Annotated in this window: 15 protein-coding genes and 1 pseudogene; 5 read left to right on the forward strand and 11 right to left on the reverse strand. The window is 69.3% G+C overall.

The genetic code is table 11. The annotated features are described in order from the left end of the window. Positions 1 to 39 precede the first annotated feature (39 nt). The gene (locus E1P53_RS19785) at positions 40 to 630 is read left to right on the forward strand and encodes a nucleotidyltransferase family protein (RefSeq protein WP_131735268.1); all 591 of its coding nucleotides are present in this window, start codon (positions 40 to 42) and stop codon (positions 628 to 630) included. Here E1P53_RS19785 and E1P53_RS19790 read toward each other — a convergent pair. Further along, on the reverse strand, positions 564 to 1,796 hold the full coding sequence (locus E1P53_RS19790) for an MFS transporter (protein ID WP_131735269.1): 1,233 nt from the start codon (positions 1,794 to 1,796) through the stop codon (positions 564 to 566). The genes E1P53_RS19785 and E1P53_RS19790 overlap by 67 nt on opposite strands. Positions 1,797 to 2,485: 689 nt before the next feature. Between E1P53_RS19790 and E1P53_RS19795 the strand changes: the two genes are divergently transcribed. Next, positions 2,486 to 3,247, forward strand: a complete 762-nt coding sequence (locus tag E1P53_RS19795) for a hypothetical protein (RefSeq protein WP_181954865.1) — start codon at positions 2,486 to 2,488, stop codon at positions 3,245 to 3,247. A gap of 143 nt (positions 3,248 to 3,390) precedes the next feature. Here the strand turns inward: E1P53_RS19795 and E1P53_RS19800 are convergent, their stop codons facing one another. Genes E1P53_RS19800 through E1P53_RS19810 form a run of 3 tightly spaced genes read right to left on the reverse strand, consistent with a single transcriptional unit; the run spans position 3,391 to position 6,985 of the window. Then, positions 3,391 to 5,478, reverse strand: coding sequence for a xanthine dehydrogenase family protein molybdopterin-binding subunit (locus tag E1P53_RS19800; RefSeq protein ID WP_131735271.1), 2,088 nt, complete (start codon positions 5,476 to 5,478; stop codon positions 3,391 to 3,393). After that, a complete protein-coding gene (locus tag E1P53_RS19805) occupies positions 5,475 to 6,476 on the reverse strand; it encodes an FAD binding domain-containing protein (RefSeq protein ID WP_131735272.1) in 1,002 nt (333 codons plus the stop codon). The genes E1P53_RS19800 and E1P53_RS19805 overlap by 4 nt, the downstream gene beginning before the upstream one ends. After that, positions 6,473 to 6,985, reverse strand: coding sequence for a 2Fe-2S iron-sulfur cluster-binding protein (locus E1P53_RS19810; RefSeq protein WP_131735273.1), 513 nt, complete (start codon positions 6,983 to 6,985; stop codon positions 6,473 to 6,475). Before E1P53_RS19810 ends, E1P53_RS19805 begins: the two co-directional genes overlap by 4 nt. Before the next feature lie 110 nt (positions 6,986 to 7,095). Between E1P53_RS19810 and E1P53_RS19815 the strand changes: the two genes are divergently transcribed. Next, positions 7,096 to 8,415 carry an NAD(P)/FAD-dependent oxidoreductase gene (locus E1P53_RS19815; RefSeq protein ID WP_131735274.1) on the forward strand — a complete coding sequence of 440 codons (1,320 nt, stop codon included), beginning with the start codon at positions 7,096 to 7,098 and terminating at the stop codon, positions 8,413 to 8,415. 74 nt (positions 8,416 to 8,489) lie between these two features. Here E1P53_RS19815 and E1P53_RS19820 read toward each other — a convergent pair whose 3' ends face one another. Together E1P53_RS19820 and E1P53_RS21155 are read right to left on the reverse strand one after the other, a co-directional pair. Further along, positions 8,490 to 8,978, reverse strand: a complete 489-nt coding sequence (locus E1P53_RS19820) for a 5' nucleotidase, NT5C type (protein ID WP_006901816.1) — start codon at positions 8,976 to 8,978, stop codon at positions 8,490 to 8,492. Between the two features lie 387 nt (positions 8,979 to 9,365). After that, positions 9,366 to 9,743: pseudogene (locus tag E1P53_RS21155) on the reverse strand (TY-Chap domain-containing protein); the annotation flags it as partial. A gap of 313 nt (positions 9,744 to 10,056) precedes the next feature. On the opposite strand from E1P53_RS21155, the gene E1P53_RS19825 reads away from it, so the two are divergent. Continuing rightward, a complete protein-coding gene (locus tag E1P53_RS19825) occupies positions 10,057 to 11,184 on the forward strand; it encodes a nitronate monooxygenase (protein ID WP_006901814.1) in 1,128 nt (375 codons plus the stop codon). A gap of 310 nt (positions 11,185 to 11,494) precedes the next feature. Here the strand turns inward: E1P53_RS19825 and E1P53_RS19830 are convergent, their stop codons facing one another. From E1P53_RS19830 to E1P53_RS19850, 5 genes are all read right to left on the reverse strand, one after another. Continuing rightward, positions 11,495 to 11,857: a hypothetical protein gene (locus E1P53_RS19830; protein ID WP_131735275.1), complete on the reverse strand. Its 363-nt coding sequence runs from the start codon at positions 11,855 to 11,857 to the stop codon at positions 11,495 to 11,497. 116 nt (positions 11,858 to 11,973) lie between these two features. Then, positions 11,974 to 13,755 carry an acetyl/propionyl/methylcrotonyl-CoA carboxylase subunit alpha gene (locus E1P53_RS19835; RefSeq protein WP_109238854.1) on the reverse strand — a complete coding sequence of 594 codons (1,782 nt, stop codon included), beginning with the start codon at positions 13,753 to 13,755 and terminating at the stop codon, positions 11,974 to 11,976. 208 nt (positions 13,756 to 13,963) lie between these two features. After that, a complete protein-coding gene (locus E1P53_RS19840; protein ID WP_131735276.1) occupies positions 13,964 to 15,505 on the reverse strand; it encodes a condensation domain-containing protein in 1,542 nt (513 codons plus the stop codon). Continuing rightward, a complete protein-coding gene (locus E1P53_RS19845) occupies positions 15,502 to 15,966 on the reverse strand; it encodes a SufE family protein (RefSeq protein WP_131735277.1) in 465 nt (154 codons plus the stop codon). Before E1P53_RS19845 ends, E1P53_RS19840 begins: the two co-directional genes overlap by 4 nt. Positions 15,967 to 15,981: 15 nt before the next feature. Then, positions 15,982 to 16,878 carry a sulfurtransferase gene (locus tag E1P53_RS19850; RefSeq protein WP_131735278.1) on the reverse strand — a complete coding sequence of 299 codons (897 nt, stop codon included), beginning with the start codon at positions 16,876 to 16,878 and terminating at the stop codon, positions 15,982 to 15,984. A 201-nt stretch (positions 16,879 to 17,079) separates the two neighbouring features. Between E1P53_RS19850 and E1P53_RS19855 the strand changes: the two genes are divergently transcribed. Further along, entirely contained in the window at positions 17,080 to 18,132 is a 1,053-nt protein-coding gene (locus E1P53_RS19855) for a neutral zinc metallopeptidase (RefSeq protein WP_230824515.1), read from the forward strand. The last annotated feature ends 11 nt before the right edge of the window (positions 18,133 to 18,143 follow it).

An 18,143-nucleotide genomic window follows, 5' to 3' on the forward strand; every position in this document is an offset into this window, starting at 1 on the left:
ACCTGGCGTCGGTGGACGCGGGTAGGGAAGAGTGGGTCCGTGCACGACGACGCGATCGACCACTCGACGAGCGGTGAAGCCCCCGGGGCCAAGGTGCTGGGCGCGGTCCTCGCCGCGGGCGCGGGCAGCCGTTATGGAGAACCGAAAATCCTTGCCCATGACGGTGATTGGTTGGGTCTGGCGGTCGCGGCGCTGCGGGATGGCGGATGCGACGAGGTGGTCGTCGCGATGGGCGCGGCCATCGTCGAGCCGCCCCGCGGGGCCTCTGCTCTGATCGTCGAGGACTGGTCGAAGGGGGTCGGGCACTCGGTGGCTGCGATGCTCGGTGAGGCTTTGGCGAGGTCTGGGAGGTACAGCGTCCTGTTACACACCGTTGACACGCCGGACGTCGGCGGCGCGGTGGTGAGCCGGGTTCTCGACGCTGCCGGGCATCGTGCGGATGCGCTGGTCCGGGCAGTCTTCGACGGCAGGCCCGGGCACCCGGTGTACCTCGGTGCCGATCATCTGCGGCCGGCGGTCGAGGTCATCGGGGGAGACGTGGGAGCGCAGCCGTATCTGCGGGGTCATGAGGTGCGCGAGGTCGAGTGTTCCGACCTCGCGTCGGGGATCGACATCGACGTCCCGGACTGATTCCGCGTCCTGACGAGCGTGGCGAGCATGACCGCCGACATCGCCGTCAGCACGCCGACGGACACCGCGAGGATCACCATCGTCGTGCCCATCGCGGTGAAGGTCAGCAGACCGCCGGCGACGAGCACGCTCCCGCCGCCTCCGAGATACGACGCGGCGTTGAAGAGCGCGTACCCGCCGCGAAGTCGCGCAAGGTTCGTCACCGAACGGACCATCGAGAGACCGGCGATCTGAGCCAGCCCCTGGGCCGCGCCGGAGAACGACGCGGACACGAACAGCACCCATGCGGTCGACGTCGCCACGCCGACGACAAGAGCGGCCGCGGCGATAGCTCCGACGGCCAGCGCCGTCCCGCCCTGTGCTGTCCACGATGCGCGGGCGAACAGCAGCTGCCCGGAGACCGCCGAGGCGAACACCAGGAAGACGAGAAGTCCGGCGGCCGTCGTGCTCGTGGTGCCGAGCGTGTCGCGCAGGAATCCCGAACCGATCGACATGTAGATCGCGCACGTGATGCCGGAGGAGAATGCGAGTGCACACGCGGCGGTCAACACCTGCCGACGCCGTTCGGGATCGGCGGGGGTGTCGTCGGGTATGCGCGCGTGGCCGTCGTGGTGGCGCGGCGAGGCCGACCCGCCCGACCGCGTCATGGTGATCACGAGGACTCCGATCACGGCGGCCAGCGCGGCTTCCATGACGAAGATCAGCTGCGTCGGCCACAGCGGCAGGTCCGCGAAGATGCCGCCCAACAGTGGACCGCAGGCCAGACCGGCGGAGATGCTCAGCCCGGCGACGGACGGGCCGGCCCTGCTGCCCCGGCGCTCGAAACTCTCGGTCACCGCGGCCGCCCCGCACGATGCGCAGATTCCCGCGGCGATGCCGCTGACGAACCGCGCGGCCAGCAGCCACCACGGGCTGGGCGCGGCGGCGAAGATCGACGCCCCGATCACGCAGCAGGCGAGCGCGGCGGCGAGCGCACGCGCCCACCCGATTCGGTCGATGAGTCGGCCGAGGCCCAGCAGTCCCACGAACACGCCGGCGGGGTAGCCGGAGAAGATCACCGTCGTGAACGCGGCCGAGTACCCGAGTTCGTCCTGCCACAGCGGGTACACCGGACTGGCCATGTTGGAGAGGAGGAAGCCGACGAAGATCGCGGCGGCGGGGACCATGGCGTCCTTTCGCGGGACATCGAGACAATTCGGTATGACGAATAATCAGTATGACGAATCGCGGTCCTGATGTCTGCCGGCTGCGGCACGCCGTCGGCGACCTCCACCACCTGCTGATCCCCGGCGAACGCCAAACGGTTTCTGGCGCGCTCGGTTTTCGGCGGCCACAAACTCCACGCATCGGTCAGCGGGGTCAGCTCGGCCTGCAGAAGCCTGTCGATGAGCCCGTGAATCGAATCGAGAATTTCGGCGGCGTCGGCGGGTCCGTCGGAATGAACGGAAATGTCAACTGCAACGGTGTCGGTCACGACGCTCACCCCCAAAGCTCTGTATATCGAATGCATGTTCGATTGCAGATGGGGGCCAGGAGCCCCGCAGAGCTCATCCACAAGATCTCGGAGGGCTTATCGGGAGCCGTGCGGCCGTTCCGCTTCGTCGCGAACATCCGTATTCCCGTCGTCGGTTGCCTCCGGTGCCTGGGGACTCGTGTCAGGGAATTGCGGCGTCGTTCGACGAGAAATCTGTCAGCGCTCCCGTCGCCTTTGCCGATTCGAGACCTTCTCGTCGCCGATCCGCTGCCTGTAGAAGGCATATCTGTCGCACGACGATGAATAGGGTGCAGAAAAGAATCGGGTGAGCACGAGAAATGTGGTCATCGGAAGGCCCCGTCACCGAAGAAGGTGATCAGCATGACGCGAGCGCACCGCCGTCGACTCCTCATGGTGGTGGCCGCCGCGGTCGTAGGCGGGCTGGGGCTGACAGTGCTCGTCGGATCGTCCGAGCCGGACACCCGCCACTCGGCGCACTCGGTGCAGGACGAACACATGCCACCCGGCCTCGACATCACCTTCCGGTGGCCGTCGACGCCGGTCCTGGACCCGCAGTCCTCGGAAGGGACGTTCGTCCGCGCCTGGGTGGAATCCTTCGAACTCGCCACCGCGGGCGCATCTCCGGCCTGGGGATACCCGGGATTCGTCGAGGCGGCACCGTCGAACATCGACCAGATGATCACGGCGTACCCGACGGAGGTGACGCCGGACCGACGTCAGGTCGGCACCGCGTTCTACACCGGGCTGCGCCGGGGCGACGACGTCGACAGGACGCGGATCATCCTGTGCCGCCATGGGTATCGGTCGGTACAGCACGCCGGGCGATGGGCCATCGGGTTCGACACACCCCGACCGGTGGAGATCGACATCCGGCGGGTCGGCGATGAACCGAGTGCCGCTCCCCGAGGTGGGGAACGTACTCCGGGCACCGATGTGTTCGGCGGCTGGTACACCTCGCGCTACGATTTCGCCGCGCTCTACCCGACGCCGACTGCGGATCAGAAGGCGTGCGACGCAACGACTCCGGCGGCCCTGCCGCGGTGGCTGCCCACGGAGGGCGACCAACCGTGGCCGACGGCGCCGTCGGTGCCGGGATGGTCGGCATACCCTGGAGCGGTCTGAGGGGCCGTCGATCATCCAGGCAGGCATCCGCCGACAGGTCTCCGTCCACCGAGAGGGTCTGTCGGCCACGAGGGCCCGGCGGCCGGGCAACATGCCAACGCTCGAGCTGGGCACGGACTTCGCACGGGCGAAGAGCGCCGGCGCTACCGGTCGGGGAGACCGTACAGAAGGTCGTCGAGACGGACCGGGAGATCGCGGACCCGCACACCGGTCGCGTCGTGGACCGCGTTGACCACCGCGGCGGCGCTGCCGACGATCCCGATCTCGCCTGCGCCGCGCGAACCCATCGGAGTCGCGTGCTCGTCCGCGTCGTCGAGCCAGACGGCGTCCACGTCGGCGATGTCGGCGTGCACCGGGATGTGGTATTCGGCGAGGTCCTGGGTGACGACGTGACCGAACCGCGGGTCCCGGACGCTCTCCTCGTGCAGGGCCATCGAGATGCCGAAGGTCATGCCGCCGATCAGCTGTGACCGCACGGTCCGCGGGTTGATGACGCGTCCTATCGAGAACACGCCGAGCATGCGCGGGATACGGATCTCGCCGGTGTCGGCGTCGACGTGCGCCTCGACGAAATGCGCACCGAACGAGGAGATCCGAAACCTCTCGGTGTCGGGGTTCTGCTCCGTCGTGGCCGTGACCTCCGCCGCCTCAGGTGGGTTCTCGCCGTATCGCTCGCGGAATCGCCGGGCCGCCGACACGATCGCCGAACCCCACGACGACGTGCCCGACGATCCGCCCGCGACGGTGGCCTTCGGAAGCACGCTGTCGCCGATCTGCAGGTCGATCCGGTCCGCGGCGACACCGAGTGCGTCGGCCGCGATCAGGGTCAGCGCGGTCCAGGCGCCGGTTCCGATGTCGGTGGCCGCGATCCTGACCGAGAAGCGTCCGCTGCGGTGGGAGATCGCCGCCTCGTTGCCGGGATTCACCATGTGCGGGTAGGTCGACGACGCGACGCCGTACCCGACCAGCCATCGTCCGTCCCGATGGGCCGCGGGCGCAGGGCGTCGATCCCAGCCGAACCTGTCTGCTCCGAGACGAAGACAATCGACGAGACGCCGCGACGACCACGGCTTGCCGGACTCCGGGTCGTCGGCCGGCTCGTTGCGGACCCGCAGTTCGATCGGGTCCATGCCCAGCCGCTCGGCGAGTTCGTCCATCGCCACCTCGCCGGCGAACATGCCGGGCGCCTCGCCCGGGGCCCGCATCCAGAACGGAGGGGGCACGTCGAGCGGGACCACGTGGTGGTCGGTGCGGCGGTGGTCGGCGGTGTACATCATCCGCGACGAGACGGCCGCCTGCTCGGCGAACTCCTTGGCCCGTGCGCTGTGGACCCACGCCTCGTGGACGAGCGCGGAGACTCGGCCGTCGAGTCCGGCAGCGAGGCGGATGCGCGAGCGAGTCGATGCGCGATGGCCGACGTAGGCGAACATGTGCTGCCGCGGCACCGCGAACTTGACGGCCCGCCCGGGTAGTCGCATGGCGGCCATCGCGGCGAGGACGTCGTGGGAGTGCGGTGATCCCTTGGAGCCGAAACCGCCCCCGACATGCGGTGCGATGACGCGCATCTGCTCGGGTTCGAGTCCGAGGACCGGTGCCAGAGACGACACCACGCCCTGCGTCGACTGGGTGGAGTCGTACAGGGTGAGGACCTGCTCCGCCGGTGCCCAGATCGCGACGACGGTGTGCGGTTCCATGGGGTTGTTGTGTTCTTCGGGAGTCGAATACCACTCGTCGACGACGACGGTGTCCGCCGGCGGGTCGTCGAGGATACGGTCGGGTTCGCCTGTCCGAGAGGTGGTCTCGAATCCGCCGTTGACCTTCTGCGGGCGATGGGAATCGGGGTGGTCGGCGCGGAAGACGGTGTCGTGGTCCTCGGAGAGATGTTCGACGAGCACCGATGCCGCTGCCTCTCGGGCGATCTCGGGAGTCCGGGCGACCACGGCGCCGATCAGCTGACCGCGATAGGAGATCTCGGGGGACTGGAGGATGGTGAGATCTCCGTCCGAGGTGTCGGCCAGGCGCGGCGCGTCGAACACCGTGAGGACCAGTTCGACGCCATCGGTGGCGACGGCGACGGAGGAGTCGACGGACGTGACCCGGCCGCGGGCCACCGTCGCGGTGATCGGCCACAGGTACAGGGCGTCGGAGACGTGCTCGAACGCGTAGGGGGCGGTGCCGCGGACCTTGCCGGCGCCGTCGATTCGGGGACTGGAGGTGCCGATCGTGCTCATCTCGGCTGCTCCTCGGTCTGGCAGAGGTCCCTCAGCACCGACGCGAGGGTGCGCCGCAGCAACGGGATCTTGAAGGCGTTGCCGTCCAGGGGACGCGCGTCGGCGAGTTCGGCGTCAGCAGCGGCGGCGAACAGCTCGGCCGACGGGCGGTTGCCGCGCAGGACGGCCTCGGCTCGTTCGGCCCGCCACGGCGTGTGTGCGACACCCCCGAAGGCGATGCGGGCGTCGCGAATCACCTCGCCGTCGTCGGTGCTGACCTCTGCGGCGACCGACACGAGGGCGAACGCGTACGACGCGCGGTCGCGGACCTTGCGGTACGTCGACGCCGAACCCGGGCGCGGCGCGGGCACCTCGATGGCGACGATCACGTCGGTCGGTTCGAGGACTGTGTCACGGTCGGGATGGGCGCCCGGAAGCCGGTACAGCGCGCGCAGGTCGAGCCTGCGCTCGCCGTCGGTGCCGTGGACCACCACCCGCGCGTCGAGTGCGGCGAGCGCGACGGCCATGTCCGACGGGTGGGTGGCGACGCAGTCGTCGGAGGCGCCGAGAATGGCGTGTTGGCGCGTGTGCCCGCCGAGAGCCGAACAGCCGGTGCCGGGTTCGCGCTTGTTGCAGGGCGTCGTCACGTCCTGGAAGTAGACACACCGCGTGCGTTGCAGCAGATTTCCGCCGTTGGTCGCCAGGTTGCGCAACTGGGGTGACGCGCCGGACAGCAAGGCGCGGGCGAGCATCGGATGGCGGCGGCGGACGAGGGGATGGGCGGCGGTGTCGGCGTTGCGGGCGGTGGCGCCGAGACGCAGGGAGCCGTCGGGGTTCTCGGAGATCCGATCCAGGTCGAGGTGCGAGATGTCCACGAGCGCCGGAGGATCGGCGACGCCGAGTTTCATGTGGTCGACGAGGTTGGTGCCACCCGCGATCGCCCGGGCGCCCGGATGGTCGGCGAGGAAGGCGACGGCCCCGGCGACGTCGGTGGCGCGTTCGTAGGCGAACGGTCTCATCCGCCGACCACCTGTCGGATCGCGGCCAGGATGTTCGGATACGCGGCGCAGCGGCACAGGTTGCCGCTCATCCGCTCCCGGATCTCGTCGTCCGTCAGAGGCTCGGAGGACGCGTCGGGGTCCAGGTCCTCGGTGGCGTGGCTGGCGTGGCCGCCCTTCGCCTCGTCGATCATGCCGACCACCGAACAGACCTGGCCCGGCGTGCAGTAACCGCACTGGAAGGCATCGGCGTCGATGAACGCCTCTTGAACCGGATGAAGTCCGCCGTCGGCGAGTCCGTCGGCGGTCACGATCGTGGCGCCGTCGTACATGACCGCGAACGACAGGCAGCTGATGATCCGCCGGCCGTCGACGAGCACGGTGCACGAGCCGCACTGACCGTGATCGCAGCCCTTCTTCGGGGAGAAGACGCCGAGCCGGTCGCGCAGGCAGTCCAGCAGGGTGGTGCGTGTGTCGACCGTGACGTCGCGTTGTACGCCGTCGACGGAGAGCGAAACCGTGGCTTCCACGTTCGCGTGGGTACCCGGCATGCCCCCGTCCAAACCACGCGGTCGGCCACGGCGTCGAATCGGGGCGCGATGTCCGGCGGCCCGACCGGCCTGTCTGTAACAATCTGCGCATGGCCCACGCGAGACCCAGAGTCGTGATCATCGGTGCAGGATTCGCCGGCATCCACTGCGCCCGGAGGCTCAAGAAGGCGCAGGTCGATGTCACGCTGATCGACCGCAGCACGAGTCATGTCTTCCAGCCGTTGCTGTACCAGTGCGCCACGGGCCTGCTGTCGGAGGGCGCGATCTCGTCGCCGATCCGGCATCTGACACGACGCCACCGCAACCTCGACGTGGTGCTCGGCGAGGCGGCGGACATCGACGTCGACGCGCGGGAGGTCGTCGTCGACCGGCTGGACCTGTCGAGGTTCCGGGTGCCGTACGACTATCTCGTCGTGGGCGCGGGCATGCGCACCGCCTACCGCGGCAACGACCGGTTCGCCAGGTTCGCGCCGGGCATGAAGACCCTCGACGACGCCCACGTCATCCGGCGCAAGATCATGACCGCCTTCGAGATGGCCGAGACGATCGACGACCCGGAGGAGCAGTCGGCGTGGCTGACCTTCGCCGTGGCCGGCGGCGGGCCGACCGGGGTCGAACTGGCCGGTCAGATCCGGGAGCTGGCCACCCGGGCGCTGGAACGCGAGTACGACTCCATCGACCCGTCGCGGGCGCGGGTGCTGCTCCTGCACGGCGGGGACCGGGTGCTGCCGTCGTTCGACGAGCACCTGTCGTCGAGTGCGCAGAAGGCCCTCGACAAGCTCGGGGTGGAGACGGTCCTCGGCGTGCACGTGACCGGCGTCGGTGACGACTTCGTCGAGACGACGCGGAAATCCGACAAGCACAAGGAGATCTACCCGGCACGCACCACGCTGTGGACGACCGGCGTCGAGGCGGTGCCGTTCGCGGCCACCCTGGCGCGGGCGCTCGGCGTCGAGCAGGACCGGTCGGGCCGTATCCCCGTCACCGACGACATGTCCGTGCCCGGGCACCCGGAGGTCTTCGTCTGCGGGGACATGATGGCCTACGACAATCTGCCCGGGGTCGCCGAGGTCGCCATGCAGAGCGGGCATCACGCGGGTCGCGTGATCGCCGATGAGGTTGCGGGGAAGGCGAACAGGGCGCCGTTCAAGTACCGGGACCTCGGCACCGCCGCCTACATCGCGCGGCGTCACGCCGTCGTGCAGTCCGGCCGGCTCCACATGCGGGGCCTTCCGGGATGGCTGGCGTGGGGCGTGATCCACATCGCGTTCCTGGCCGGTGCCCGCAACCGGATGGGCACCGTGATGAACTGGAGCGCCACGCTGCTGACGGGCTCACGACGTGAGCGCGCGATCATCTACGGCGACACCGAGACAGCGCGTACGCCCTACGGGCACTGGGAGAGGTAGACGCGACCACCCATCGCCGCGGACACGGCACACCGCGGCCCATCCGCGGCCCTCATCCCGGGATGTGCCGGCGCTCAGGCCTTGCCGCGCAGGTACTCCAGGACCTTCTCCCAGTCCTCGAAGGGCGCCTGACCGAAGTGGATGTGCTCGCCCACGAAAGCGTCGACCCCGCGCGCGGTCCGGTCGTCGATGATGAAGTCGCCGTGGTTGAGGTTCTTGTGGTGCGACAGGATCACCCGCTTGTAGGCCGGTGAACTCTCGTCGCGACCGAAGTGCATCTTGACCCAGAGCAGTTTCTCGGTCCACGCCATCGGGTTGTCCCACGGCGCGGTCGAGAGGATGTAGGTGTCGAAGAGCGTTGCCAGTTCGCGGTAGGCCGCGATCGCGCCGGGCATCGGGTCCATGAGAGAGAAGATGCCGGGCACCTCGTCGAGGCTGCCGTCGAAGCGCTTGCGTTCGGCCTCGCTGAGCTTGTCGATGCCGGAGCGGAAGTCGACCAGGGTGTTGTCCATGTCGACGTAGAGGATCTTCTTGCGCGGTTGGCTGTGCACGTTGTCGGTCATCGTCGCCTTTCCTGTCGGGTCTGACGTGGGGGTCTCAATGTGCGCTTGCCGGCGGCCGCAAGGACGGCACGCGGTTGACGAGTCGTGCGCCGCGCGAGGGGATTCGCCGTGCAGCGGTGCGCCTGTCGCGTAGTGGTCGAAGCGCGGGTGCATGTCGGTCGCGACCCGAGCGAAGACGTCGATCCGCGGCTCCTCGTGGCTGACGCCGATGGACGCCTCGACCGGTCCGGTCGGCAGCTGCAGGGTGCCGTCGGCGCGGAGCGGGAGGTGCCCGCCGAACCAGGTCTCGATGTCGTGCTTCACCAGGTCGCGTACGGCATCGGGTCCCATCTCCTCGGCGGCGACGATCGGGCACCGATCCGGGTGCGGACGGCCGGTGTCGGCGAGGAACGCCGGCGCGGGCATCGACCAGTGCTCGCGCAGTGTCCGCTCGACGAGTCCGGCGATCACGTCGGCCCGGCTCGGCGGCTCCTCGCGGATGAGTCGGCCGTCCGCGGTGGATCTCCAGCCGAGTTCGACGAGTCGCCGCGGTTCGTCGACCGGGCAGGCGACGGTGACCCGGACTCCGCCCGGCCGTCCTGCGCGGATCGCGAACCGCCGGTCGTTCGCGATCTCGGCGGACGGCGTGATGAAGACCATCTCGCAGTCCCCGAGCGTCGCCAGCCGCCGCGCGAGCCGAGCCTCGAACTCGCGCCAGGCGTTCTCGACCGCGCTGTCGAGGCCGGGGCCGTCGAAGGACGGGGGGTCGAAGTGGTTGTCGGACATGACGTTCCCCTTTCCGAGCCGGCATCCCGGCACCGGGTGGACCCGGCGCGGCACACGGGCCGGCTCTGAGCGCCCCGAGGCCGGGGCGGAACTGTGGGGTGCCCCGAGCGGGGGCGGAACTGCGCTGCCCCGAGGTGGGGCGGGAGGCGCCTCACCGGAACCGGGAGGATCACCTGACAACTGCAGGATAGGACAGGGGTCCGACAAGTCTGGTGCCGAGATCACAGAGCGTTCGGCGAAACGGTTGTCCGTGGTTGCCCGGCCTGGTATCCAGATTAGAACACGTTCTAATTCCTACCGGCGAGGAGTCTGTATGCACACCCCGATCTGCGACGAGCTCGGCATCGAGTTCCCGATCTTCGCGTTCACGCACTGCCGCGACGTGGTCGTCGCGGTGAGCAAGGCCGGCGGCTACGGCGTGCTCGGCGCGGTCGGATTCACGCCCGAGCAACTCGAGATCGAGCTGAACTGGATCGACGAGCACATCGGCGACCACCCGTACGGCGTCGACATCGTGATCCCGAACAAGTACGAGGGCATGGACGCGAACATGTCGGCCGAGGAGCTCACCAAGATGCTCCAGTCGATGGTTCCCCAGGAGACGCTGGAGTTCGGTCGCAAGCTGCTCGTCGACCACGGCGTCCCGCTCAACGAGGAGGACGACAACTCGCTGCAGCTGCTCGGCTGGACCGAGGCGACCGCGACCCCGCAGGTCGAGATCGCGCTGCAGCACCCCAAGGTCACCCTGATCGCCAACGCGCTCGGCACGCCGCCGAAGGACATGATCGAGAAGATCCAGGCCACCGGCCGCAAGGTCGCGGCGCTGTGCGGATCGCCCAAGCAGGCCCGCAAGCACGCCGACGCCGGTGTCGACATCATCATCGCCCAGGGTGGCGAGGGCGGCGGCCACTGCGGCGAGGTCGGCTCGATCGTGCTGTGGCCGCAGGTCGTGAAAGAGGTTGCGCCGCGGCCGGTTCTGGCCGCCGGCGGCATCGGCAGCGGTGAGCAGATCGCGGCCGCGCTCGCGCTCGGCGCGCAGGGCGCCTGGAGCGGCTCGCAGTGGCTGATGGTCGAGGAGGCCGAGAACACCCCGGTCCAGCAGCAGACCTACATCAACGCGTCGAGCCGCGACACCGTGCGCAGTCGCTCGTTCACCGGCAAGCCGTGCCGCATGCTGCGCAACGACTGGACCGAGGCGTGGGAGGACCCCAACAACCCGGATCCGCTGGGAATGCCGTTGCAGTACATGGTGTCCGGCATGGCGGTCGCGGCGACGCACAAGTACCCCGACGAGAGCATCGACGTCGCCTTCAACCCGGTCGGCCAGGTGGTCGGGCAGTTCAAGAAGGTCGAGAAGACCTCCGCGGTCATCGAGCGCTGGGTGAGCGAGTACATCGAGGCCACCAGCACCCTCGAGTCGTTCGCCAACGCGACGGTGTAGCGGATCCCCTCGCCGGGTGTTGCCGGCGGAGCGCGAATGCGCGACAACTGATCTCGAGCGAATCCCGAGGCCCGGCGGACAGGTTCCGCCGGGCCTCGGGCTGTCGCCGGCCTGTCGGCGATCCTGATCGTCGGCAGGCTGCTCGTTCTGGGCGTCACGACCCGCGTCGCAGACCGCGCGCTATTCCACGGACCGATGTCGCATGCGACAGGATCAGGATCGGCGACATCGACCGAGGTCGCCGATCCGAGGTGATGTCGCGTGCGACATCCCCTGGCCCCAGCACGGCCGCGACGGGCAGCCGGGGCCGTCAGCGGATATCGCGCGCGAACTCGTCCGACACACTCAACCCCAGCGCGCCCTCGGCGAACCTCGACACGGGTCCGACCGCGGCGTCCAGCGCCTCGTCGTAGCCCTCGCGGGCCCGGCCCCAGAGCCGGCCTTCTCCGCCCTCCGGAGTCACGCCGACGAGCGCGACGAGTTCGCCGGTGGTGGGGATGCAGACCGCCCACACGAAGCGGGTCTCCGATGCCCAGCCCGCCTCGGCGGCCGACACGTAACCGGCAGGGGAGGCGACCCCGAGATCGGTCAACGCCGGCACGTCGGTGATCCGGTCGTCCGCACGTAGCGCGCGCAGGTACCACGTCCCGGCGTTGATCTCGACTGCTTGCACGACGTCCTCGGGGCAGATGTGGGGAAGCGAGACGAGCCACGAAGGCCGGCGACGTCAGGTCACCGGCCTTCGTGGCTCGCAGCGTTCACTCCTCGCGCCTGCAGTGGCGCAGGGGACTACTTGATCTCCAGCAGCACGGTGCCCTGGGTGACCGCGGCGCCGGCCTCGACGGACAGGCCGGTGACCACGCCGTCCTTGTGGGCGGTGACCGGGTTCTCCATCTTCATGGCCTCGAGCACGACCACCAGATCGCCCGCGGAGACCTCCTGGCCCTCCTCCACGGCGACCTTCACGACGGTGCCCTGCATCGGTGCGGCCACGGCGTCGCCGGAAACGGCGGCGCCGCCACCCTTCTTGCGCGAGCGGGCCTTCGGCTTCTTGCGGACGACCCCGTTGGCCGACGCTCCGCCACCAAGGGCGAGATCGCCCGGCAGCGACACCTCGACGCGGCGTCCGCCGACCTCGACGACGACCTTCTGGCGCGGTGCGCTCTCGTCCTCCTCGATGGCCTCGCCACCGGTGTACGGCTCGATCGGGTTCTCCCAATCGGTCTCGATCCACTTGGTGTAGACGTCGAACTTCTCGCCGTCGCCGATGAAGGCGGGGTTCTCCACGATGTGGCGGTGGAACGGGATGACCGTGGCCAGGCCCTCGACCTGGAACTCGGCCAGGGCGCGGCGGGCACGCTCGAGGGCCTGCTGGCGGGTCTCGCCGGTCACGATCAGCTTGGCGAGCATCGAGTCGAACTGGCCGCCGATGACGTCACCCTCGACCACACCGGAGTCGACGCGCACACCGGGGCCCGACGGCTCGCGGTAGACGGTGATGGGGCCGGGGGCCGGCAGGAAGTTGCGGCCGGCGTCCTCGCCGTTGATGCGGAACTCGAAGGCGTGGCCGCGCGGGGTCGGGTCCTCGGTGATCTCGAGCTTCTCGCCGTTGGCGATGCGGAACTGCTGGCGGACGAGGTCGATGCCGGCGGTCTCCTCGGTGACCGGGTGCTCGACCTGCAGGCGGGTGTTGACCTCGAGGAAGGAGACCAGGCCGTCGTTGCCGACCAGGAACTCGACGGTGCCCGCGCCGTAGTAGCCGGCCTCGCGGCAGATGGCCTTGGCGGACTCGTGGATACGGGTGCGCTGCTCGTCGGTCAGGAACGGCGCGGGGGCCTCCTCGACGAGCTTCTGGAAGCGACGCTGCAGCGAGCAGTCGCGCGTGCCGGCGACGATGACGTTGCCGTGCTGGTCGGCGAGGACCTGGGCCTCGACGTGGCGGGCCTTGTCGAGGTAGCGCTCGACGAAGCACTCGCCGCGACCGAAGGCGGCGACGGCCTCGCGGGTCGCCGACTCGAACAGCTCAGGGATCTCCTCGATGGTGTAGGCGACCTTCATGCCGCGGCCACCGCCGCCGAAGGCGGCCTTGATGGCGACCGGCACGCCGTGCTCCTTGGCGAACGCGACGACCTCGTCGGCGTCCTTGACCGGGTCCTTGGTGCCGGGGGCCATCGGGGCGTTGGCCTTCAGCGCGATGTGGCGTGCGGTGACCTTGTCACCGAGGTCGCGGATGGACTGCGGCGACGGCCCGATCCAGATCAGCCCGGCGTCGATGACGGCCTGGGCGAAATCGGCGTTCTCCGACAGGAAGCCGTAGCCCGGGTGAATGGCGTCCGCGCCCGACTTCTTCGCGGCGTCCAGGATCTTGTCGAAGACCAGGTACGACTCGGCCGAGGTCTGGCCGCCCAGCGCAAATGCCTCGTCGGCGAGCTTCACGAACAGCGCGTTCGCGTCCGGCTCGGCGTACACCGCGACACTGGCGATGCCCGCATCCCGGGCTGCGCGGATGACGCGAACAGCGATCTCGCCGCGATTGGCGATGAGGACCTTGCTGATTGAGGTACTGGGCACTTGTTCTCCTGGGCCTTACTCGTACTCAGGTGCTCGCGGCGCGCGGTGGCGCGTGCGACACGGTTGTCGGACAACGATCAAGTCGGGGGTACACCCTCCTCGACCGGGATGCGGACGGCTCGGGCGATGGACGACGCCGGGAGTCCAGCATCGCGACCTTCCGGCCAATACCCTAGCCCACCGAGCAATCGTTCGGTGGAGCCGTGGGTCACATCGCGCGCGAGAATGTGCTCGCATCACCGAGCTGACTCACGAGTAAGGCGAAAGCGTGCAGGTAGGCGTGCACGGGCCCGAGGGTCGGGTCGATGTCGGCCGCGTCGGCGTCGGGCAGGGGCCGCGAAGGATCGCCGTCGAGGCCTGCCGTCGCCCGGAACTCCGCCGAGGACTCGTCGACGCCGTACGCGTGCAGTGGCGACTCGCGTGGGAAACGAGCGGAGTACCGCAACCCCGACGGCGTGCGGTTGATCCAGATGTAGACCTCGTGCGGCGAGTAGCTGTGGCTGCGGATGACCTTCGCGCGCCCGGCGTCGGCGGCACCCGCGCCCGGCGCGTACCGGGTGTCGATGAACGAGATCACGAACCGCGGGGCTCCCTTGTACCCGATCAGCTGGGCCACCCGCTCGAAGGGCAGAGAGGCGCCCTGACGCCCGCGTTTGAGCATCTCGGTGGACCGCGCGACCGCCTGGTCGAAGGTCGGGGAGTCGGACATGTCGATCCAGAACGGCGCCAGCCCCACGAACCAGCCCAGCGCGGCCAGCCACCGGGTGTCGTTGCGGGTGTGGCGCGGCAGCACGCAGCGGAACTCGGGGTCGCCGGTCATCTCGTGGTGGACCATCGCGAAGGCGGCCAGGATTCCGGCGGTGAGGGTCCCGCCCGCCTCCGAACACACCGCGGTGAACCGATTGGCGGTCGCGTCGTCGGCGATGACGCCCCACAGGGACTCCTGGGGGATGGTCGTCTCGTCGATGTACTGCTGCTCCTCGCGGGCCTGCTCGGCGGAGGTCTGTGAGGAACGCAACAACGCCGGCATGTCGCCGCCGCCGGACCGCAGGAACTCCGACCACATCGCGACGGCCGGGTGGTCGGCGCCGGTCTGATCGGCCAGGCACCGCTCCTCGGCGCTGAAATCGACGTAGCTGCCGACCTCGGGGAGGTTGGGGTTGCGGTGCTCGCGGGCGGCGCGGTAGAGGGTGACCAACTCCTGCTGGGCCATGATCAGCGAATACCCGTCCACGAGCGAGTGATCGGCGGCGAACAACAGGGTGAACGAGTCCGCGCGGCCGACGGTGGCGAACAGGTAGGCGGGCCAGTGCAGCGGCGCCGTCGCGCGGTCGAAGGCGCCGCCGAGCTGCTCGACGAGCGGACCGGGCTCGGAGTACCACCCGATCCGGCCCATCTTGAGCTTCACGGTGCCCGGCGGCGTCGTCAGCCGCTGCAGGCCCGACCCCTTGACCACGACGTGGCTGCGCAGGACCTCGTGCCGGTCGATCCACTGCGTCAGCACCTTGCGAATGGCGGGGATCGACAGGGGTTCGTCGAACTCGATCGACAGGCCCAGCCAGGCCTCGCGCCCGCCCTCGCGCTGGGTGCGCGCACGGTACTCCGACGCCGCCCGCAGGTGCTCCTCGTGATTGTGCGAGGTGAGTCGGGGATCCGGCTCCCACGAATTCAGTTCGCCGGGAACGTACGGCGTCCACTCCACCAGACCGCCCGGCGCGATCGGTTCGTCGCGGATCTGGATGAACTTCATGCGCCGGGTCGGCCTGACCCGGGAGGTGCGGACCCGCCGATGCCGGTCTGGGTGCGCACCTGCGCCTTGATCCGGGCCAGCATGCCCGCCATCCCGCGCAGGCGCAGTGGACTCACCGCGCTGCCCAGTCCGAGTTCGTAATAGAAGTCGGACGGGACGTCGAGGATCTCCTGCGCCGACGCGGTGTCGAGTCCTTGGTGCAGGATCGCCGCGAAACCGCGCGTCGTGGGTGCCTCGGTCGGCGCGGTGAAGTACAGCCGTACCGATTCCGGGTCACCGGCGTCGACGGACAGGAACACCGGCGACTGGCACTCCGGTACCGGTTCCATCGCCTCCTGCTGCAGGTGCTCGGGGAGGTCGGGAAGCTCCGCGGCGAATTCCAGGAGCAAGGTGATCTTGTCGGAATCGCCAAGTGCGGCAAAGTCTTCGACGATCTCTGCCAGGGCTGGGGGCAAGGTCATCGTCGGTCGCCGGCCCTACTCGACGCCGGGTGCGGCACCCGGCTCTTCGCCGACCGCGATCGGCACGCGCACGGCGTTGCCCCACTCGGTCCACGAACCGTCGTAGTTGCGGACCTTCGTGAAGCCCAGCAGGTAGGTCAGCACGAACCAGGTGTGCGACGAACGCTCGCCGATGCGGCAGTAGGCGATCGTCGGGGTGTCCGGATCGAGGTCGCGGTAGATCTCGTCGAGTTCGGCACGCGGACGGAACCGGCCGTCCGGCGCGGCCGCCTTGGCCCACGGGATCGAGATCGCGGTGGGGATGTGGCCGCCGCGGAGCGCGCCCTCCTCCGGGTAGTCCGGCATGTGGGTGCGCTCGCCGGTGTACTCCTGCGGCGAGCGGACGTCGACCAGCGGCTCCTTGCCGATCGCGTCGAGGACCTGCGGCTTGAACGCGCGGATCAGCGAGTCGTCGCGCTCGACGACCGGGTAGTCCGAACGCGGGTACTCGGGGACGTCGAAGGAGGTCTCCCGGTCCTCGGCCATCCACGCGTCGCGGCCGCCGTCGAGCAGGCGCACGTCCTCGTGGCCGAAGAGCGTGAACACCCAGAGTGCGTACGCGGCCCACCAATTGGACTTGTCGCCGTAGATGACGATGGTGTCGTCGCGCTCGATCCCCTTGCTGCGCATCAGCTCTGCGAACTGCTCGCCGTTGATGTAGTCGCGGGTGACCGGGTCGTTGAGGTGCAGATGCCAGTCGATCTTCTGCGCGGTCGGGATGTGGCCGATGTCGTAGAGCAGCACGTCCTCGTCGGACTCGATGATCTTCAGGCCCTTGGCGCCGAGATGAGCCGACAGCCACTGCGTTGACACCAACCGCTCGGGATGGGCGTAGTCGGCGAAGGCCGGGTTCGGGTCGGTTTCAACACTCACAGGTCTGTTCTCCAGCTTGCTGTACGGACGTCTCTGCGCTCTCGCGCGGACCGGTCGTCGGTCCCGGATACAAAGGGTAGGGCATCGGCGCGCCTACCGACCGGTTGCCGATCGGCTCCGGGTCTCCGGCCAGGGTGCGGACGTGCTTCGGTCGGATGACGAACTGCAGGTCACACGGTCTCCGGCTGCTAGATTCGCCGGGTGGCTCGAGGAAGTGGACCCCGCGCGGATCGCCGGGACGTCGTCGCGGCGCCGCGTCGGCGAGGCGCAGGGACGCTGCGTTGGTTGTTGTCGGCGGGCGTCGTGGCGGTGCTCGCCGCGACGAGCGCGTGCTCGTTGATCCCCGCCGACGACCAGGCCTCGCCGGCCGAGTCGTCGCGGGTGCCGACCGCGTCGTCGACATCGACGTCGCCGGGTTCGGCGTCACGCTCGCGCATCCCGACCCCGACGCCGTCATCGTCCGAGGCCGATCCCACCCGGTGCCGCCCGGACGACTGCCCGAAGCTCGCGACGCCGGCGACGTCGTTGATGCGGAGCGGGGTCGACGGCTCCAACGCGCGAACGGCCGTCCCGCGCTACCTGACGACGCTGCTCGACGACCTCGACGAGACGTGGGGAGGATGGTTCACCGAGCTCGGTTGGGGCGACCCGGCACCGGGACGGGTCCTGATCCGGTCGGGGACGGCGTACCGCACCGACTGCACCGACGAGGACGGGGTCTCGCCGCGGATCCGGTCGGACGAGGCGAACGCCTTCTTCTGCAGCGTGGACCGCGCACCCGACGGCGACGGACGGTCCACGGTCGGCAGCGTCGTGCTGCCGGTCGACACGTTCGCCGCCATCTGGGACGGCGACGTCTTCGGGGTGCCGTCGCCGATCGTCGGCGACTTCACCGCCGCGATCGTGGTGGCCCACGAGTACGGTCACAACGTCGTCCACCGGATGGCGGAGAGATTCGACATCCCGGCGGTACGGCTTCCGCAGGGCAAGAACAGCGAACTGCTCGCCGACTGCCTCGCGTCGAACTGGGCGTCCACCGCGTACAAGCGAGATGCGCTCGGACCCAAGGAGATCCTGCAGGTCGCGACGCTGCTGCCGATCATCGGCGACACCGGCGGGGCGACCGGGCACGGCTCCGCGGTCGAGCGCGCCAAGGCGCTGACGATCGGGCTGACCGGTCCGCAGTTCAACCGGCAGGGACAGCCGTCGGACTGCCTGACGAAGTACTGGCCCGAGTTCTACTCCGTGAGGTGACACCGCCGGAC

Origin of the sequence: Gordonia paraffinivorans (genome assembly GCF_900683595.1) — a bacterium.
Taxonomy (GTDB): domain Bacteria; phylum Actinomycetota; class Actinomycetes; order Mycobacteriales; family Mycobacteriaceae; genus Gordonia; species Gordonia paraffinivorans.